Consider the following 15,404-nt stretch of genomic DNA (forward strand, 5'->3'; position numbering starts at 1 on the left):
CCTTCTTCCGGAAACCAATCCATTGATTTTCCATAACTTATGACCGTCACACCCCCATCGACGATCATTATATTTCACGCTTCGATTGATCAGAATTAAGGCTGCTCACCTCGTTCGTTCGGTCGTGAACGGAAACGATCGCTCGATCGTTGGACTGCTGATGCTCGCACACGGGATGGTCCACACGTACGAGTTGTCCCTCCCTATCTTCGTCTCCATCTGGCTCGCCGAGTTCGACGTGATCGCCATTGCAGGCGTGGAGGTCGGCGTCACCCGTGCGACCCTGGGGCTGGTCGTCACCGCGGGATACGGCTTGTTCGGGCTGGGCGCGCTCCCGGGGGGCGTACTCGTCGACCGCCTCGGATCGCGCCGACTCATCGCCGCCTGCTTGTTCGGGATGGGCGGCTCCTTCGCCCTCCTCGGCGTCGCGCCGGGTCTCGTCGTGGTGACGGTCTCTCTCTTGCTGTGGGGACTCGCCGCGAGCGTCTACCACCCCGCCGGGTTGACGCTCATCAGCAAGGGCGTCACGGATCGAGGCACCGGGTTCGCCTACCACGGGGTGGCCGGCAACGTCGGTATCGGACTCGGTCCCCTTCTGACGGCGGTCCTCCTGCTCGTCTTCGACTGGACGACGGTGGCGGCGGTGCTCGCGCTCCCCGCCGTCCTCGCCGGCGCGTACGCCGCCCGCGCGGAGTTCGACGAGACGGCTGCGGTCGGCGTCCACGCCACCGACGGCGGTGACGTCGACGCCCGGACGAACGGCGTCGGCTCGCTCGCGGAGTTTCTCGACGAATCCGGAGCCCTGTTCGTCGGCGCGTTCCTGCTCGTCTTCGTGATCGTCATGGCGAACGGTCTGTACTACCGCGGCGTGTTGACCTTCCTCCCGGACCTGCTCGAGGGACTTCCCGGCTTCGAGCCCGTGCCCCTCTCCGCGTTCCTCCCGGGCGTCGAGACCGGTGGACGCACCCTCAATCCGGAGCGGTACTTCTACGCCGGCCTCCTGCTCGTGGGCGTCGGTGGACAGTATCTCGGCGGGAAGCTCACCGACCGGTTCTCCCCGGGGTACTGCCTCGCCGGGATCTTCGGTCTCCTGGCCGTCCTCGCGCTGGCCTTTCTGCCGGTGGCATCGCTCGGGATCGGGCCCCTGCTCGTCTTCGGTGCGGCGTTCGGCGTCACGCTCTTCGCCGTCCAGCCGCTCTACCAGGCGACCGTCGCCGACCACACGCCCGCCGGGAGCCGCGGCCTCTCCTATGGCTACACCTACCTCGGCACGTTCGGCGTGGGAGCGCTGGGCGGGGCCGTCGCCGGCGGCGTCCTCACGTACGCCGACGCCGGAACGCTGTTCGCCGTGCTCGCGGGCGTCGCCGTCGTCGCCTCGGCGCTCGCCCTCGCCCTCGTCCGCCGATACTGATCACCGGAGTTTGAAGAAGGCGATCCGCCAGAGTGCGAGGCCGACCAGGCCGACGCCCAAGGAGACGAGCGCGAACGACAGTTGGACCCCGCCGTGGGTGAAAGGCATCGCCCGGATCCCCAGCGCGATGGCGTCCGCGAGCAGCCACGACCGGAGCGCGAGCGGGACGGCGGCCTTCGCCGACTCCGCGGCGCCGGGCGCGTAGGCGCCGAGCAGCGGGGCGGCGACGATCCAGCCGAGCAGGAAGGGGGCGATCGCCGCCAGGAGGTAGCCGGGGTTGGCGGTGACGAAGTCGAGGCCGTTGTGGTGGACCGTGCCCGCGCTGAAGAGGAGCGCGACGGCGATCAGGTCGCCGACCGCGAGCGGCGTCGCACGGCCGTCGAGACGACGGTCGAAGAAGGCTGCGACTGCGTTTGCCATATCGGCGCTTTCGGCTGGGGCCTAATGGCTCCCTCGCTTCGTCCCGACCACCGTGAACGCGAACCCCCGGTCGAGGACCGTGGTTTCCAGACCGGCGGCGGCGACGGCACGGGCCGTCGCGTCGGGAGTCCGGAACGTCGAGTCGAAGCCGACGACCCGCTCGGCCGCGACCAGCGCTCGTCCCCGGAGGGTTCCGGGGTCGAACTCACGGACGACGAGAACCCCACCCGGTCGGAGGACGCGCGCAACTTCCGCGAGCGCGTCCGGGGGGTCCGGGAGGTGATGGAGGGCGTCGAGGACGACGACGGCGTCGACGCTCTCGTCGCGGACCGGGAGCCGTCCGGCGTCGCCCCGGACCGCCGACGTCCCGCGATCGGCGGCTCGCCGGAGCATCGCCTCCGAGGCGTCGACCACGATCGACTCCGGCGGACGCTCCTCGCGTCCGCCGACGCGCACCGCTCGTGCCGCCCGCCCAGTTCCGCCCGCCAGATCGAGCACGCGGTCGACAGGGCGGTTCGCGCGCGACAGTCCCGCCCGGAGCGGCTCCGGGTCCGTCGTCGGTGCGAGCCGATCGTAGAGACGCGCGACGCGGTCGAAGAAGCGAACGTCGCCGGGACCGTGCATACCTCCCGATCCGCAGCCGAGCGCCAAAGGTTTCGGGGGCGGCCACCTAGAGACGTCATGGAGTTCGCCTGCCTCGGGTGGCCGCCGGACGCCCCGACGCTCCGTCTGGACTACCGGCGGTTCGCCTACGCGGGCAAGTTCGTCCTCGGCTCGACGGGCAAGGCGGTCGTCCGCGACGGCGCGGCCGACGACGGCGAGTTCGACGACTGGGTCCTCGCGGCCGCGTCGTTCAGCGCCGATCGCACCGACGCCGACCGTCTCGTCGTGCGCTACGTGACCGTTCGCGAGAACCGACGGGGAGAGGGACTCGGTCCCCGACTGCTGGCGTTCGTGGCCGATCGGGCCGACGACCGGGGGTACGACCGCGTCCGCATCGCGGTCAACAACCCCGTCGCCTACCGCGCCGCCCACCGGGCCGGCTTCGCGTTCACCGGCGCGGAGACGGGACTGGCCGAACTCGTCTGTGAACGGCCGGCAGCACGGCCCGCCGACCGACCCACCGACCGGTACCGCGACGGGTTGGCGCGGTACCGCGACCGTGACCTCGGCGACGGGATGGCCGCCCGGCTCGCAGACTGGCTCGACGGCGAGCCGCCGCCGGTCGTCGACCCCCCGGCCGACGCCGACGACGGGAGCGGATCCCGGAGGGCCGACCGCGAACCCGGACGTTGAAAGTTCACGGCCCCGTACCTACCCTCGATGGGCAACGCTGACCTCCGGCAACTCGCCGCCCTCTCGGACGTGTCCTGGGAGGAGGTGGCAAACAGTGTCGTCGCCGTCGACGCGCACAACTGGCTGTATCGCTACCTCACGACGACGGTCAAGTGGACCACCGACGACGTGTACACCACCGCGGCGGGAGAAGAGGTGGCGAACCTCGTCGGTATCGTTCAGGGACTCCCCCGGTTCTTCGAACACGACCTGACGCCCGTCTTCGTCTTCGACGGCGGCGTCACGGAGCTGAAAGCCGACGAGGTGGCCGAGCGACGGGAGCAGCGCGAACGCGCCGAGGAGCGACTGGCCGACGCCGAGGAGCGCGGCGACGCCGTCGAGGCCGCTCGCCTCGAAGCACGAACCCAGCGGCTCACGGACGTGATCCTGGCGACCACCCGGGAACTCCTCTCCCTGCTTGACGTCCCGGTCGTCGACGCGCCCGCGGAGGGCGAGGCACAGGCAGCACATATGGCTCGCCGGGGCGACGTCGACTACGCGGGCAGCGAGGACTACGACACCCTGCTGTTCGGCGCACCGCTGACACTCCGCCAACTGACGAGCAAGGGATCGCCGGAGCTGATGGATCTGGCGGCGACCCTCGACCGACACGGCATCAGCTGGGAGGGACTGATCGACGTGGCGATCCTCTGTGGGACGGATTTCAACCCCGGGGTCGACGGCGTCGGCCCGAAGACCGCGCTCCGGGCCATCGAGGAACACGGTGACCTGTGGGCTGTCCTCGACGCCGAGGGCTGGCAGGTTGCCAACGCCGACCGCGTTCGGGACCTCTTTCGGGATCCCCCGGTGACCGACGACTACGCGGTCGACCTCGATATCGACCCGGACGTGGCCGCCGCCCGCGAGTACGTCACCGAGGAGTGGGAGGTCGACGCGGACGAAGTGGCTCGCGGGTTCGAACGCATCGAGGAGTCGCTGGTACAGACGGGACTGGACCGCTGGACCTGACTGGACCGCGGGGCGTCGCGACCCCCGCGTAGGTGGGTTTTTCATCCGGGCACGCGAGTATCGCCACCATGGCGGAGTTTCGACTGGCCCGGTTTCGCCTCGGGTGGTGGAGTCTCGGACTCGCCCTCGGGGCTGCACTGACCTACGTCGTCTACGCCTTCGTCGGGACGTTCGTCTTCGGCGTGTTCATCTACTACGCCACCCGGCCCATCTACCGCCGGCTCCGGCGAGTGATCCGCCCCCCGAGCCTGGCGGCTGCCGTCTCGCTGTTTGCGCTCGCGCTCCCCGCGCTCCTGCTGGTGATCTACGCCCTGAGCATCGCCCTCCGTGAACTACTGAAATACGTCAGCAGCGGGGCCTTCGACCCCTCTCGGTGGCCGTTTCTCGACGCCCAGACGCTCGACAACGTCGCCGACCCGGCAGCGCTACTCGGACTCGATCCGGAGCGGTACCTCTCGGCCGAGGGGCTGCGGTCGCTGCTCGCGTCGCTCGGCTCGGCGGCCGACACCATGGCCTTCCTCGGTGTTGGCGCCATTCACCTGTTCGTCATGCTCGCGCTCGCCTTCTACCTGCTCCGTGACGGGGGCCGGCTCTCCCGGTGGGCGCTCGGCCGGTTCGGCGACGACCGCGGCATCCTCGAGGCGTACGGCCGCGCCGTCGATCGTGATTTCAAGGGTATCTTCTTCGGGAACATCCTCAACGCGGTGCTGACCGGGAGCATCGCCGTACTGACGTACTCCGTCCTGAACGTCTACGCGCCGGCGGGGCTCCGCATCCCGGCTGCGCCCCTCGTTGGACTGCTCGCTGGCGTCGCGAGCCTGGTCCCCATCGTCGGCATGAAACTCGTCTACGTGCCGGTGGCTGTCTACCTCGCCGGCGTCGGATTGCTGACCGATCCGACCGCGCTCTGGTTCGTCGCCGCCTTCGCGTTGCTCTCGTTCGTCGTCGTCGACACCATCCCCGACCTCGTCCTCCGCCCGTACGTCTCCGGGCGGAGCCTCCACGTCGGGAGCCTGATGATCGCCTACACCTTCGGCCCGCTCCTCTTTGGCTGGTACGGCATCTTCCTCGCGCCGATGCTACTGGTCCTGATCGTCCACTTCGCACGGCTGGTGTTACCCGAACTCGTCGGGACGAAGCCCATCCAGCCCTACGCTGTCGACCCCGGGACCCTGAGCGTCGACGCGGCCGTCGACTCGGATACCGAGGACGACGCGGATTCACAGGACTGAGACGACGAGGCCGCGGAGCGGTCGCTCGCGACGTTGGTACAAAAGGAAAGCAAGCCACGCGAAAATCGCGTGGAAGCTTGCCGCCCTGAATTGGTCCCCGCTGACGCTTCGGCCCTCCAGACGAAGCGTCACCTGATAATCCGAGGTCGGATGTCATAAAGGTACCGCCTCGCCGCTACATGTGTTCCTCTTCCAACACCCAACCCAGCGCACGTTTGTAGTGTGTGAACAGTTGTCTGACGCCCTCGTGGCGCATCTCCTCGTCGGCAAGTTGTGCTTCGAGGAACTCGTACTGCTCGCGTACCTCGCTTTCGTCGCGCATGGCGGCTGATCGGACGCCGGGCACCTGTATCCTCGGGGAACGCCGACCTTTTGTCGTCGCCGAGCGAACGGCGGGCATGAAGATCCGCGGCCGACGGGAGTGTCGGGACTGTGGCTGCCGGTGGTCGTACTACGAGACGGGGAGTGTCGCGTGCCCGGACTGCGAGAGCCTCCGCAGCGTCGGGGTCGACGAGGATCGAACCCTCCATACGGATGCGCCCGCGACGCTCGATCTGACGCCGTACCGGACCGCCGCGGCGGACGACGACCTCCACGCCGTCGTCGACGACTGCAAGAGCGACCTGCGGGCGTACCTCCGGCGGCGCGGCTTCGTCGACGGGGGCACGCTCCGCCCGCTCGACGAGACGGTGGTCGCCGCGGCCGAACTGCTCCAGGTCGTCGACGCGTTCGACCGACGCCGCTCGCCGACCGACGCCGAACACACGTACCTGCTCGCCCTCCTGCGCGACGCTGACGGGGGGGAGCGCCCCAGTCCCGACGCCGTCCCCGAGGAACTGGCCGCGGCCCGCGGCCTGGGCGATGCGAACGCCGTCGACGCGTACCGTCGGGACCTGCTGGAGTGGCTCGACGACCATCCGGACGGGGCGGCCAGGCGGACCCTCGGGACGCTCCGCGAACGGGTCAAGCGGGTGGAGGCGCTCCAGGGCGACGTCTCCCCGTCGGCGGCCGAAGCGCTGGTACGGGCGGCCCGCGAGGTGGGGACCTACCTCGCCGATGGCGACGACTCGGCGCTGGCGGCCGCGCGCGACCGGTTAGGGTAGGTCGACCGGCACGTCGGCCTGTCGACCCGTCGCCGTGACGGTGTTGTAGAGGAGCATCGCACGGGTCATCGGCCCGACGCCGCCGGGGACGGGCGTGATGGCTCGTGCCTTTTCCCGTGCGCTCTGGAAGTCCACGTCGCCGACGAGCGTCGACTCGCCCCCGCGCTCGACGCGGTTGACACCCACGTCGATCACGACGGTGCCCTCGGTGAGCATCGATCCGTCGACGAGTTCGGGGACGCCGGCGGCCGCGACCACCACGTCCGCGCGTCGGGTCTTCTCCGCCAGGTTCTCGGTGCGGGAGTGACAGACCGTCACCGTCGCGTTGCCGTAGTCGGCCTTCTGTATCAGGAGATTGGCGAGCGGTTTGCCGACGATGTTCGACCGCCCGACGACGGTCACGTCGGCACCCTCCATCTCCACGTCCGCCGCGTCGAGGAGTTTCAGGACCCCGTGGGGTGTACAGGGTTTGAACACGGGGTCGCCGGCCACCAGCCGACCGACGTTCTCTGGGTGGAAGCCGTCCACGTCCTTCGCGGGATCGATGGCCCGGATCACGTTCCGGTCCTCGATGTGGTCCGGGACGGGCATCTGGACGAGGATACCGTTCACCTCGGGGTCGGCGTTCAGATCCTCGACCGTGTCGAACAGCGCCGCGGCGGGCGCCTCGGGATCGAGTTCCACGTCGCGGGCCTCGATGCCCACCTCCGCACAGTCCTGCTGTTTCATCGAGACGTACGTCTCGCTGGCGGGGTCGTCGCTCATGAGGACGGTCGCGAGCGTGGGCGTCACCCCGGCGTCGGCGAGCGTCCCGATGGCACCCGAGAGGCCGTCGCGTACGTCCGCCGCCACCGCGTCGCCGTCGATAACGAGGGTCATGCACGAATCCGGACCGCGCGTGTTCTTCAAGCCTCCGCTTGTCGCAGTGTCGCACCGTGGGGACGACGGTGCAGGTTTTTCACGCGTGCCGCCGAATCGGCGAATATGTACGAGAACATCCTGCTCGCGACGGACGGAAGCATCGCCTCGAGGGACGCGACGGCACACGCGATCGGCCTGGCCGACCTCCACGACGCCATGTTGCACGCCCTCTATGTCGTCGACAGCGACGTCTACTCCGCGTATAGCGGCGACGAGTACGTCGACGAACACGAGGGACCGGAACACGGCCTCGAAGAGGCCGGCGAGGACGCGCTCGCGACGGTGACCGATCGGGCGGCCGACCGCGGCGTCGAGGTGATCGAGACGCTTCGACACGGCCGCCCACACGAGGAAATCGTCGACTACGCGGACGAGGAGTCCGTCGACCTGATCGTCCTCGGCACCCGGCGTCACCCCGAGGAGTACCGCAGTCTCCTCGGTTCGGTCACCGACCGCGTCGTCCGCCTGTCCGACGAACCGGTGGTCGTCGTCAAGACGCCGGTGGAGTCGTGACGGAACGTCAGCCCGCGTCGTTCGACGGCTCCCGCGGCGGCAGATAGATACACACCGCGTTCCCCCGGCGGGTCCCGGTTTCGATCTCGAGTTCGCCGCCCAGTGACTCGATACACCACTTCATCACGAACAGGCCGACGCCGGTCCCGTGGGACGTGGCGGTGGTCTCCGCGCGGTCGTCGAGCGCGCCGAGTTCGGACTCCGGGATCGGCGGGTTGTCGTCTTCGATCCGGATCTGGACGCGCCCGGTGTTCGGCGACGGACCGACCGTCACCCGGACGGCCGCCCGCGGGCCGTCGCCGTGAACGATGGCGTTTTCGAGCGCGTGAGAGACGGCGTGGACGAACGAGTCGTCGACGTCCGTCCACATCCGCTCGCGTTCGGTGATCTCGACCGACGCGGCGGGATGCTCGGCCCTGAGGTCGTCGGCCACGTCATCGATCGCGGCCGCGACACACCGCCTCCGCTCCCCGTCGGTCCGCATCGCCTGCTCGATCTCCGTGACCGATTCGGCCATGCGGCCCAGATCGACCGCCGTGTCGCGGACGACGGCGGCCGACTCGCGGATCCGTTCGGTTTCGGCGTGAGCCGCGATCCGTTCGCCGTGGCCAGTGAGCACGTTCGCCCCGTTCCGGAGGTTGTGCCGCAAGAGTCGCCAGAACAACTCCTCCCGACGCTCCGTGTGGTACGACTGCGTGATGTCACGTACTTCGGCTCGGACGAAGTCCTGCCGTCCACCGGACGCCCGCCTCGAGAGGTACAGTCGGACCCAGACGAGTTCCCCGTCGGCCCGCTTGACGCGCCAGACGAACTCTTGGGGGTCTCCCGCGGCGCTCGCACGAAGCCGGGCGAGGAACTCCGCCGCGGAGAACGCGTGCGTGTTCGCGGTGTACGTCGCGACGCGACGCTCGCGTAGCTCGTCGGTCGTGAACCCGAATATCGACTCGAGCCTGTCGTTCGCGTCCAGTACCGCACCGGTGTCCGGGTCGTACAGCGCGACGCCGGTGTGGAGGTCGTCGTAGGCCGGGTCGAGTTCCGGACCGGTCTGACGTGACATTCGGCTTCCTCCGACGACGGCCGGCGATATATCCGTTACTAGGATCGCTATATACCCGAACGGAGGTCGCGAGCGTCCGGGACCCCGTTACTCGTACAGCGGATGGGCGTCACAGAGGTCGTCGACCCGGTCGCTCACGGCCGCGAGGACCTCGTCGTCCTCGGGCGCGTCGAGGACGCGGGCGATCAGGTCCGCCACCTCGCGCATCGCGTCCTCGTCGAAGCCACGCGTGGTGAGGGCGGCGGTGCCCGCCCGGATCCCGCTGGGGTCGAACGGCGACCGGGTCTCGCCGGGCACGGTGTTGCCGTTGAGGACGATGCCCGTCGCGTCGAGGGCGTCCTCGGCGTCGCCCCCCGAGAGGTCGGGATGGGAGTCCCGGAGGTCCACGAGGACGAGGTGGGTGTCGGTGCCGTCGGAAACCAGCGAGAGGCCGTGGTCGGCGAGCGCCTCGCCGAGGGCGCGGGCGTTGGCGACGACGTGCTCCGCGTACTCCGCGAACGAGGGGTCGAGCGCCTCGCCGAACCCGACCGCCTTGCCCGCGACGTTGTGCATCAGCGGCCCGCCCTGTACGCCGGGGAAGACGGCGTTGTCGATGGCGTCGGCGTGTTCCTCGCCGCACATGACGATACCGCCGCGGCCGGCGCGGATGGTCTTGTGGGTGCTGCCGGTGACGAAGTCGGCGACGCCGACGGGCGAGGGGTGGACGCCCGCGGCCACCAGGCCGGTGATGTGTGCGATGTCGGCGACGTGGTAGGCGTCGACGGCGTCGGCGACGGCGTCGATACGCTCCCAGTCGACCTGTCGGGGGTAAGCCGAAAAGCCGGAGACGATGGCGTCGGGATCGAACTCGTCGGCCGTCTCAGCTAGCCCCTCGTAGTCGAGATAGCCCGTCTCGGGGTCGACGCGGTAGTGTTCGACCTCGAACAGCTGTCCGGCGAAGTTGGCCGGATGGCCGTGGCTGAGGTGACCGCCGTGTTCGAGTTCGAGCGAGAGGATGCGATCGCCCGGGTCGAGGACGGCGGTGTACACCGCCATGTTCGCCTGCGTTCCGCTGTGGGGCTGGACGTTGACGTGGTCGGCACCCCACAGTTCCCGGGCACGCTCGACGGCGAGTTCCTCGACGGCGTCGGCGTACGCACACCCCGCGTAGTAGCGCTCGCCGGGATAGCCCTCGGCGTACTTGTTCGTCAAAACGCTCCCCTGGGCGTCGAGGACAGCACGGCTCGCGTGGTTCTCCGAGGCGATCATCGAGAGCGTGTTTCGCTGGCGCTCGATCTCGCCGGTGAGCGCTTCCGCCACCGCCGGATCGGTCGCACGGACGTGGTCGTGGTCCATACGTATCCGCGGCACAAGCGACGCATAAAGCTGTCTCTCTGCCGGACCGACCGCCATCTGTCGACTCCTCTCGGTTCAAAAAAATTAATCGACTCACGGGAGAGAAATTACTCTGTTACGGGCATGGGTGGTCGTTAAAATTAAATACGGATGTGGAGATACTGACCGTATGGTCGCCGGGGCGAACTTACACGGATGGGAGTTCGAGACGGTCCTCGAAACCGTGTTCGAGTCGGCGGAGGAACTGTTGCTGGTCGATCCGACGGCGGAAGCGGTTCGGGCGCTGACCGCCGTCACGACGGCCACGAGCGACCCGCCGTCGGTTCGGATGCTCGCCGACTCGCGGCTGCTGAAGGAGGTGATGGACGACTTCGTGGTGGCGAGCCACGCCGCCGACCACGTCGCCGCCGGCGTCCTCTCGGTGCGGACGGGGGGGACCGGAAGCACGAACGCGCTCGTCGTCACCGAGGAGGCGGTGTGGGCGCTGGTCTCCGTCGGGGACCGCGTGGCCGCACTCGGCACCGACGAGGCGGAGTTCGTCGACGCGGCCCGGGACACGTACGGGGCCCAGTGGGACCCCGCGCCCACGTTCGATCTGCGCACGCCCCCGCTCTCCCGGGTGCGCGAGACGCTCGGTACGGAGATCGGTCAGGACGTCCGTGCCGACTTCGACGCCGCCCTCGACGCCCTCGACGACGCCCGGGACACCACGAGCGAGTTCGACGAGGTGACGCTCATCCTCCTCGTCGCGGCGCACAACGACGTCCTCCTCTACGACATCAGCAAGTGGGGGGAAGACGTGGGCATCGCGAGCAAAGCGACGTTCTCCCGGACCAAGACCTCGCTGGAGGAGGAGGGACTCATCCGGACCGAGAAGGTGCCCATCGACGTAGGGCGTCCCCGACTCCGCTTGAAACTCAACGAGGATCGGTTCGACGAGGTGACGCCGGCGGAACTCGCCGCCGTCACGCTCAATCACTCCACCTGACGCTCCGACTTCCGACCACTTTTGCCCTCCGGGACCGACGGCCGTCCCATGCAGATCGGCATCGCGGGGAGCGGGCCGGCCGCCGAGTCGGTCCGGGCCGCACTCGACGACATCGACGCGACGGCGACGGCGGCGGCGCCGGGGGAACTCGGTTCACACCCGCTCGGGGTCGTGATCGCCCCGGCGGGCGCACCGGCGTTCGAGGCGGCCGACGGCGTGGCGACGCGCTGGCTCGCCGTCGAGATCGGCGGCCTCGGCGGGACCCCGTTCCCGGGACTCGACGCCGCGGTGACCACCTTCGCCGACGGCGTCGGCTATCGCGACCTGCGAGAGCGGGTGGCGTCGGCCGCGGACGACGACGCGACCGACGGATCCCCCTCGGGGAACCGCAGCGCCGTCCGTCTCGCGGGTGCGGTCGCCGGCCGCCGCGCCGTCTCCTTGCTCTCCGGGGCCGACCTCGCGGGGACGGTCGTCGAGGTGCCCGGGGGGGAGCGGCGCGTGCTTCCGGTCCCCCGCCCCGACGACCGGGACCGGGACCTGCGGGACACCCACCGCGAGGCGTCGCTCGACGACGCCATCGACCGGGCGGAGCGTGCCGTCGACGACCGGGTGGGGCTCCTCACGCAGGTGGGCGAGCGCGACTCCTTTCCCGCCCCCTACTACCTGGCGGCCAGCGCCGACACGACCGTCTACAGCGACGCCCGGGCGGCGGCCTACGCCGCCGGCGTCGACGACGACTGGGACCGCGCCTTCATGAAGGCCCTGGGGGAGGGACTGGAACGCTACTGCGCCGGCGTCTACCGGACCGCGGCGTTCGAGGAGGCATCCCCAGCGGCGCGGGACCGGAGCGTCCCGCCGGCGGTGTTCGTCCGCCCCGAGGGCCGGACGGTCGACCCGTCGACCCCCATTCCCTGGGTGGCCGGCGAGAACCTGCGGACCGGCGAGGCAGTCGCGCTGCCGGCGGAGTTCGTCCACTACCCGCCGCCGACCGCTCGACACCGGCCGGCTATCACCACCGGCCTCGGACTCGGCAACGCCGGCGTCGAGGCGCTCCGCTCGGGACTCTACGAGGTGATCGAACGCGACGCCGCGATGCTCGCGTGGTACTCGACGTACGAGCCGCTGGGGCTGTCGGTCGACGACGAGGGCTTCGACGCGCTCGTCGCCCGTGCCCGCGCCGTCGGGCTGTCCGTGACGCCCTCGCTGATCACCGCCGACGTTGACGTTCCCGTCGTCGCCGTCGCCGTCCACCGAGAGGGAGCGTGGCCGCGCTTCGCCCTCGGGTCGGGCGCCGACTTGGACGCTCGGGCGGCGGCGCGGTCCGCGCTCGCGGAGGCGCTCCAGAACTGGATGGAACTCCGGACGATGGGGCCGGAAGCGGCCCGCGAGGAGGAGGGCGCCATCGGCCGCTACGCCGACCGACCGACGGCGACCGCGGAGTTTACGACCCCCGACGACGGCGTGCCGGCCGCGAGCGTCGGTCCCGAGGCAACGCCGACGGGCGAGGGGGAACTCGACGCGGTCGTCGAACGGGCGGCCGACGCCGACCTCTCCGTCTACGGTGCCCGGATCACGACGCCGGACGTGGCCGCCCTCGGGTTCGAGGCGGTGCGCGTCCTGAGCCCCGAGGCACAACCGCTGTTCGTCGACGAGCCCTACTTCGGCGACCGGGCGGAGACGGTGCCCGTCGACCTGGGGTACGAACCCCGCCTCGATCGCCAGTTTCACCCCTATCCGTAGGGGCCTACACGCCGAACGTCGCCCGGAGCATGTCGCGGGTGCCGGGACCCAGCCCCACCGCGAGGATGGCGATCAGCAACAGGATGGTGTACTGCGGGCTCTCCTCGAAGATCTCGGCGTCGAACAGCCAGACGACGAGCGTCGCGGCGACGAGTTTCACGACGAGGAAAGGCCAGGTGTCGCCGGTGATCGCGAGGACGGACGCCGGAAGGGTCGAGGCGGTGATGTCGACGATGGCGCGGTTGATCGGATGCTTGGGAACCAGGTTGGGGCCGGCGCCGAGTGCGACCATCCAGTCCAGGCCGACGACGTTCGCGACGCCGTCGATGGCGTGTCCCCAGATGACGACGAGGCCGAGGCGACCGGTACCCGCGTTGACGTCGGGGGCGTATCGCTCGATCAGCCACCAGGTCCCGCCGGCCGCCGCCGTCGCGCCCGCCAGGGTGACCACGAGCACCTGGGGGTGGAAGGTCCCCGGGCCCTCGGGCGCGACGGCGCTCCAGAGGAGGAAGGCAAGCGTTGCGGCGAGGACGGCGACGCCGGCGGCGGCCAGCGGGCGGGTGTATCGTTCGACGACGTCGCGGCGCGCCAGGGCTACACTCCCGAGGAGCGCGAATAGCGTCACCGCGAAGACGGTGAAGTAGATGATTGGACTGATGATGAGCGTGTTCAGCGGGTAGGTGACGAGACTCTCGGCGCCGGCGGTGTCGGTCGCGTCTTCGACCACCCGGAGCGCCCCGCCGAAGAAAACGAAAGGGATGAGTGCGAAAAAGAGGTCGCGGTCGGAGCCGACCGCGAGTCGCCGCAGTAGGAAGACGAGTCCGGAGAGCGCGATCAGCAGGATCACGACGTACCCAACCTCCGAGACGAGCGTGTATCCCGGGTAGGCGACGGGTTCGGCCGCGGCCCGGCACGCACTCGCGTCGTAGAGATAGCGGGTAGCGCCTCCCTCGCGGACGGCACAGACGGCGGCGTTGGCGTCGGCCTGCACCGGTCCCCAGAAGTAGTGCCAGACGAAGCCGTCGTAGACGGCGCGTGGGAAGGCGAGCGACCCGGCGATCAGCGCGCCAAGCAGCGTCAGCACGGAGCCGAGCCAGAGTCGAGCCGGTTCGACGCCGAGACGTTCCGCGACGGTGGCCATACCGGAATCCCGACGGCGTAGCGTTTCAGGATTGTGGTTGTCGGTCGAGACTCAGGTGGTCGACGTCGAGTCCGCCCCTCGTTCAAAGTCCGCAACGCTTTCGTCGGGACCCATCGCGTCGGCGAAGCCCTTCCCCCAGACCCAGGCCGCAGCGACCTGGGCGTAGAAGCCGACGAACACGCCGACGACGGGAACGAACCCGAGGAGTCCCGCCACGACGCTCGCCGCGAGGAGGAGGGCGACCCCGTAGAGCCACGGGACGGCGTAGGCGCCGTCGAGGGCGACGGCCCGAAGCACCGCGACGTCGAACGCTGCGCCGACCGTCCCCTCGCGGGCGTAGTTGGCGATGCCGATCGGCGTGACGTAGCCGAAGGCCAGGGCGAGGACCGCCGAGAGCGCGAGCCCTGCGAGCAGTCCGAACAGCCCGACGCCCACGCCGATCTCCGAGCCCGTGAGGAGAGCGAGCACCGCCCCGCCGACCGTCAGCGCCGCCACGAGCAAGGGGACGAACTGGTAGACGAGGACGAGGAGGACGGCGACGACCCCGTCACGAAGGAGCGTCCACCAGTCGTCGAAGGCGGGCGGCGCCGTTCCCTCGACCATCCCGTCCCGAAGGACACGGAGGAGGTAGCCGTACAGGAGGATGGCGGGGACGATCAGTACCGACAGCGCCGTCAACAGGCCGCCGACGAGGAGTGTCTTCGCCCAGTCGTCGCCGGCCATCGGATAGCGGACGAGCCGTTCGAGGTCGATGGCCATACGCACGCACGGACCCGCGGTGTGGTAACTCTTCGTACCGACAGTGACTACCCCGACCCGGCGGACTGGCCCGTCGCCGACAGCGCCTCGGTCAGGTCCGTCGTCGTCAGGATCCCCACCCCGTTGCCGTCGGCGTCGGTCACGGGCAGGTGGCTGATGTTCGTCTCGACCATCCGCCTGGCGACGGCCGAGAGCGGATCGTCGGGACCTGCCGTCTCCACCGTCGTCGTCATGTACTCCTCGACGGTCGCTTCGTCCGCCGCCCGGCCGTCTGCCACGACCTGCAGGGCGTCCGTCGAGGTGAAGATCCCCTCCGGACGACAGGCGTCCCCGACGACGACGAGGGATTTGACGCCCGCTTCGAGCATCCCCCGCGCCGCCTCGTCGACGGACGTCTCCGCGTCCAGCGTGAGCATCGGCGTGGTCATCGCGTCCGTGACCAGCGTGTCTGTCATGTGCTATTGTTGGACACGGATTCGC

17 protein-coding genes are annotated in these 15,404 nt (G+C 69.7%); 8 read left to right on the forward strand and 9 right to left on the reverse strand.

Translation table 11 applies throughout. The annotated features are described in order from the left end of the window. Window positions 1–160 precede the first annotated feature (160 nt). The gene (locus NBT82_RS11995) at window positions 161–1,411 is read left to right on the forward strand and encodes an MFS transporter (protein WP_251331282.1); all 1,251 of its coding nucleotides are present in this window, start codon (window positions 161–163) and stop codon (window positions 1,409–1,411) included. Here the strand turns inward: NBT82_RS11995 and NBT82_RS12000 are convergent, their stop codons facing one another. Then, a complete protein-coding gene (locus NBT82_RS12000) occupies window positions 1,412–1,831 on the reverse strand; it encodes a DUF3054 domain-containing protein (protein ID WP_251328353.1) in 420 nt (139 codons plus the stop codon). Window positions 1,832–1,852: 21 nt separating this feature from the next. Continuing rightward, on the reverse strand, window positions 1,853–2,455 hold the full coding sequence (locus tag NBT82_RS12005; protein ID WP_251328354.1) for a class I SAM-dependent methyltransferase: 603 nt from the start codon (window positions 2,453–2,455) through the stop codon (window positions 1,853–1,855). A 57-nt stretch (window positions 2,456–2,512) separates the two neighbouring features. Between NBT82_RS12005 and NBT82_RS12010 the strand changes: the two genes are divergently transcribed. The 3 genes from NBT82_RS12010 to NBT82_RS12020 all read left to right on the forward strand — a co-directional run bounded on the left by NBT82_RS12010 (window position 2,513) and on the right by NBT82_RS12020 (window position 5,367). Then, on the forward strand, window positions 2,513–3,127 hold the full coding sequence (locus tag NBT82_RS12010; RefSeq protein ID WP_251328355.1) for a GNAT family N-acetyltransferase: 615 nt from the start codon (window positions 2,513–2,515) through the stop codon (window positions 3,125–3,127). 27 nt (window positions 3,128–3,154) lie between these two features. Then, a complete protein-coding gene (fen, locus tag NBT82_RS12015) occupies window positions 3,155–4,135 on the forward strand; it encodes a flap endonuclease-1 (protein ID WP_251328356.1) in 981 nt (326 codons plus the stop codon). Window positions 4,136–4,203: 68 nt separating this feature from the next. Continuing rightward, window positions 4,204–5,367 (forward strand): AI-2E family transporter, encoded by a 1,164-nt coding sequence (locus tag NBT82_RS12020; protein ID WP_251328357.1) that lies wholly within the window; start codon window positions 4,204–4,206, stop codon window positions 5,365–5,367. Window positions 5,368–5,542: 175 nt separating this feature from the next. Here NBT82_RS12020 and NBT82_RS12025 read toward each other — a convergent pair whose 3' ends face one another. After that, entirely contained in the window at window positions 5,543–5,689 is a 147-nt protein-coding gene (locus NBT82_RS12025; protein WP_251328358.1) for a hypothetical protein, read from the reverse strand. A gap of 76 nt (window positions 5,690–5,765) precedes the next feature. On the opposite strand from NBT82_RS12025, the gene NBT82_RS12030 reads away from it, so the two are divergent. Next, window positions 5,766–6,470 (forward strand): DUF7117 family protein, encoded by a 705-nt coding sequence (locus NBT82_RS12030; protein WP_251328359.1) that lies wholly within the window; start codon window positions 5,766–5,768, stop codon window positions 6,468–6,470. On the opposite strand, the gene NBT82_RS12035 is transcribed toward NBT82_RS12030, so the two are convergent. Further along, window positions 6,462–7,349, reverse strand: a complete 888-nt coding sequence (locus NBT82_RS12035) for a tetrahydrofolate dehydrogenase/cyclohydrolase catalytic domain-containing protein (protein ID WP_251328360.1) — start codon at window positions 7,347–7,349, stop codon at window positions 6,462–6,464. The two genes, NBT82_RS12030 and NBT82_RS12035, sit on opposite strands and share 9 nt — an antisense overlap. Before the next feature lie 105 nt (window positions 7,350–7,454). Between NBT82_RS12035 and NBT82_RS12040 the strand changes: the two genes are divergently transcribed. Further along, the gene (locus tag NBT82_RS12040) at window positions 7,455–7,904 is read left to right on the forward strand and encodes a universal stress protein (protein WP_251328361.1); all 450 of its coding nucleotides are present in this window, start codon (window positions 7,455–7,457) and stop codon (window positions 7,902–7,904) included. A gap of 7 nt (window positions 7,905–7,911) precedes the next feature. Here NBT82_RS12040 and NBT82_RS12045 read toward each other — a convergent pair whose 3' ends face one another. Both NBT82_RS12045 and NBT82_RS12050 read right to left on the reverse strand, forming a co-directional pair. Further along, window positions 7,912–8,961, reverse strand: coding sequence for a PAS domain-containing sensor histidine kinase (locus NBT82_RS12045; RefSeq protein WP_251328362.1), 1,050 nt, complete (start codon window positions 8,959–8,961; stop codon window positions 7,912–7,914). A gap of 87 nt (window positions 8,962–9,048) precedes the next feature. Continuing rightward, the gene (locus NBT82_RS12050; protein WP_251328363.1) at window positions 9,049–10,296 is read right to left on the reverse strand and encodes a serine hydroxymethyltransferase; all 1,248 of its coding nucleotides are present in this window, start codon (window positions 10,294–10,296) and stop codon (window positions 9,049–9,051) included. A 169-nt stretch (window positions 10,297–10,465) separates the two neighbouring features. On the opposite strand from NBT82_RS12050, the gene tbsP reads away from it, so the two are divergent. Then, the gene (gene tbsP, locus NBT82_RS12055; RefSeq protein WP_251328364.1) at window positions 10,466–11,284 is read left to right on the forward strand and encodes a transcriptional regulator TbsP; all 819 of its coding nucleotides are present in this window, start codon (window positions 10,466–10,468) and stop codon (window positions 11,282–11,284) included. 48 nt (window positions 11,285–11,332) lie between these two features. Further along, window positions 11,333–13,024: a YcaO-like family protein gene (locus tag NBT82_RS12060; protein WP_251328365.1), complete on the forward strand. Its 1,692-nt coding sequence runs from the start codon at window positions 11,333–11,335 to the stop codon at window positions 13,022–13,024. A gap of 4 nt (window positions 13,025–13,028) precedes the next feature. Here NBT82_RS12060 and NBT82_RS12065 read toward each other — a convergent pair whose 3' ends face one another. The 3 genes from NBT82_RS12065 to NBT82_RS12075 are packed head-to-tail and all read right to left on the reverse strand — an operon-like array spanning window position 13,029 to window position 15,379. After that, window positions 13,029–14,165 (reverse strand): DUF63 family protein, encoded by a 1,137-nt coding sequence (locus NBT82_RS12065; protein ID WP_251328366.1) that lies wholly within the window; start codon window positions 14,163–14,165, stop codon window positions 13,029–13,031. A gap of 51 nt (window positions 14,166–14,216) precedes the next feature. Beyond that, a complete protein-coding gene (locus tag NBT82_RS12070; protein WP_251328367.1) occupies window positions 14,217–14,924 on the reverse strand; it encodes a DUF4013 domain-containing protein in 708 nt (235 codons plus the stop codon). 47 nt (window positions 14,925–14,971) lie between these two features. Next, window positions 14,972–15,379, reverse strand: coding sequence for a CBS domain-containing protein (locus tag NBT82_RS12075; protein ID WP_251328368.1), 408 nt, complete (start codon window positions 15,377–15,379; stop codon window positions 14,972–14,974). Between the last annotated feature and the right edge of the window lie 25 nt (window positions 15,380–15,404).

This window comes from Haloplanus sp. HW8-1, from assembly GCF_023703795.1.
Classification (GTDB): Archaea; Halobacteriota; Halobacteria; order Halobacteriales; family Haloferacaceae; genus Haloplanus; species Haloplanus pelagicus.

Excerpts from the sequence above, each read along its gene's own strand:
- tbsP (WP_251328364.1), top strand. The coding sequence starts at position 10,466 with ATGGTCGCCGGGGCGAACTTACACGGATGGGAGTTCGAGACGGTCCTC.
- fen (WP_251328356.1), top strand. The coding sequence starts at position 3,155 with ATGGGCAACGCTGACCTCCGGCAACTCGCCGCCCTCTCGGACGTGTCC.
- NBT82_RS12005 (WP_251328354.1), bottom strand. The coding sequence starts at position 2,455 with ATGCACGGTCCCGGCGACGTTCGCTTCTTCGACCGCGTCGCGCGTCTC.
- NBT82_RS12025 (WP_251328358.1), bottom strand. The coding sequence starts at position 5,689 with ATGCGCGACGAAAGCGAGGTACGCGAGCAGTACGAGTTCCTCGAAGCA.
- NBT82_RS12070 (WP_251328367.1), bottom strand. The coding sequence starts at position 14,924 with ATGGCCATCGACCTCGAACGGCTCGTCCGCTATCCGATGGCCGGCGAC.
- NBT82_RS12075 (WP_251328368.1), bottom strand. The coding sequence starts at position 15,379 with ATGACAGACACGCTGGTCACGGACGCGATGACCACGCCGATGCTCACG.
- NBT82_RS12050 (WP_251328363.1), bottom strand. The coding sequence starts at position 10,296 with ATGGACCACGACCACGTCCGTGCGACCGATCCGGCGGTGGCGGAAGCG.
- NBT82_RS12035 (WP_251328360.1), bottom strand. The coding sequence starts at position 7,349 with ATGACCCTCGTTATCGACGGCGACGCGGTGGCGGCGGACGTACGCGAC.
- NBT82_RS12020 (WP_251328357.1), top strand. The coding sequence starts at position 4,204 with ATGGCGGAGTTTCGACTGGCCCGGTTTCGCCTCGGGTGGTGGAGTCTC.
- NBT82_RS12060 (WP_251328365.1), top strand. The coding sequence starts at position 11,333 with ATGCAGATCGGCATCGCGGGGAGCGGGCCGGCCGCCGAGTCGGTCCGG.
- NBT82_RS12010 (WP_251328355.1), top strand. The coding sequence starts at position 2,513 with ATGGAGTTCGCCTGCCTCGGGTGGCCGCCGGACGCCCCGACGCTCCGT.
- NBT82_RS12065 (WP_251328366.1), bottom strand. The coding sequence starts at position 14,165 with ATGGCCACCGTCGCGGAACGTCTCGGCGTCGAACCGGCTCGACTCTGG.
- NBT82_RS12000 (WP_251328353.1), bottom strand. The coding sequence starts at position 1,831 with ATGGCAAACGCAGTCGCAGCCTTCTTCGACCGTCGTCTCGACGGCCGT.
- NBT82_RS11995 (WP_251331282.1), top strand. The coding sequence starts at position 161 with ATGCTCGCACACGGGATGGTCCACACGTACGAGTTGTCCCTCCCTATC.
- NBT82_RS12040 (WP_251328361.1), top strand. The coding sequence starts at position 7,455 with ATGTACGAGAACATCCTGCTCGCGACGGACGGAAGCATCGCCTCGAGG.
- NBT82_RS12045 (WP_251328362.1), bottom strand. The coding sequence starts at position 8,961 with ATGTCACGTCAGACCGGTCCGGAACTCGACCCGGCCTACGACGACCTC.
- NBT82_RS12030 (WP_251328359.1), top strand. The coding sequence starts at position 5,766 with ATGAAGATCCGCGGCCGACGGGAGTGTCGGGACTGTGGCTGCCGGTGG.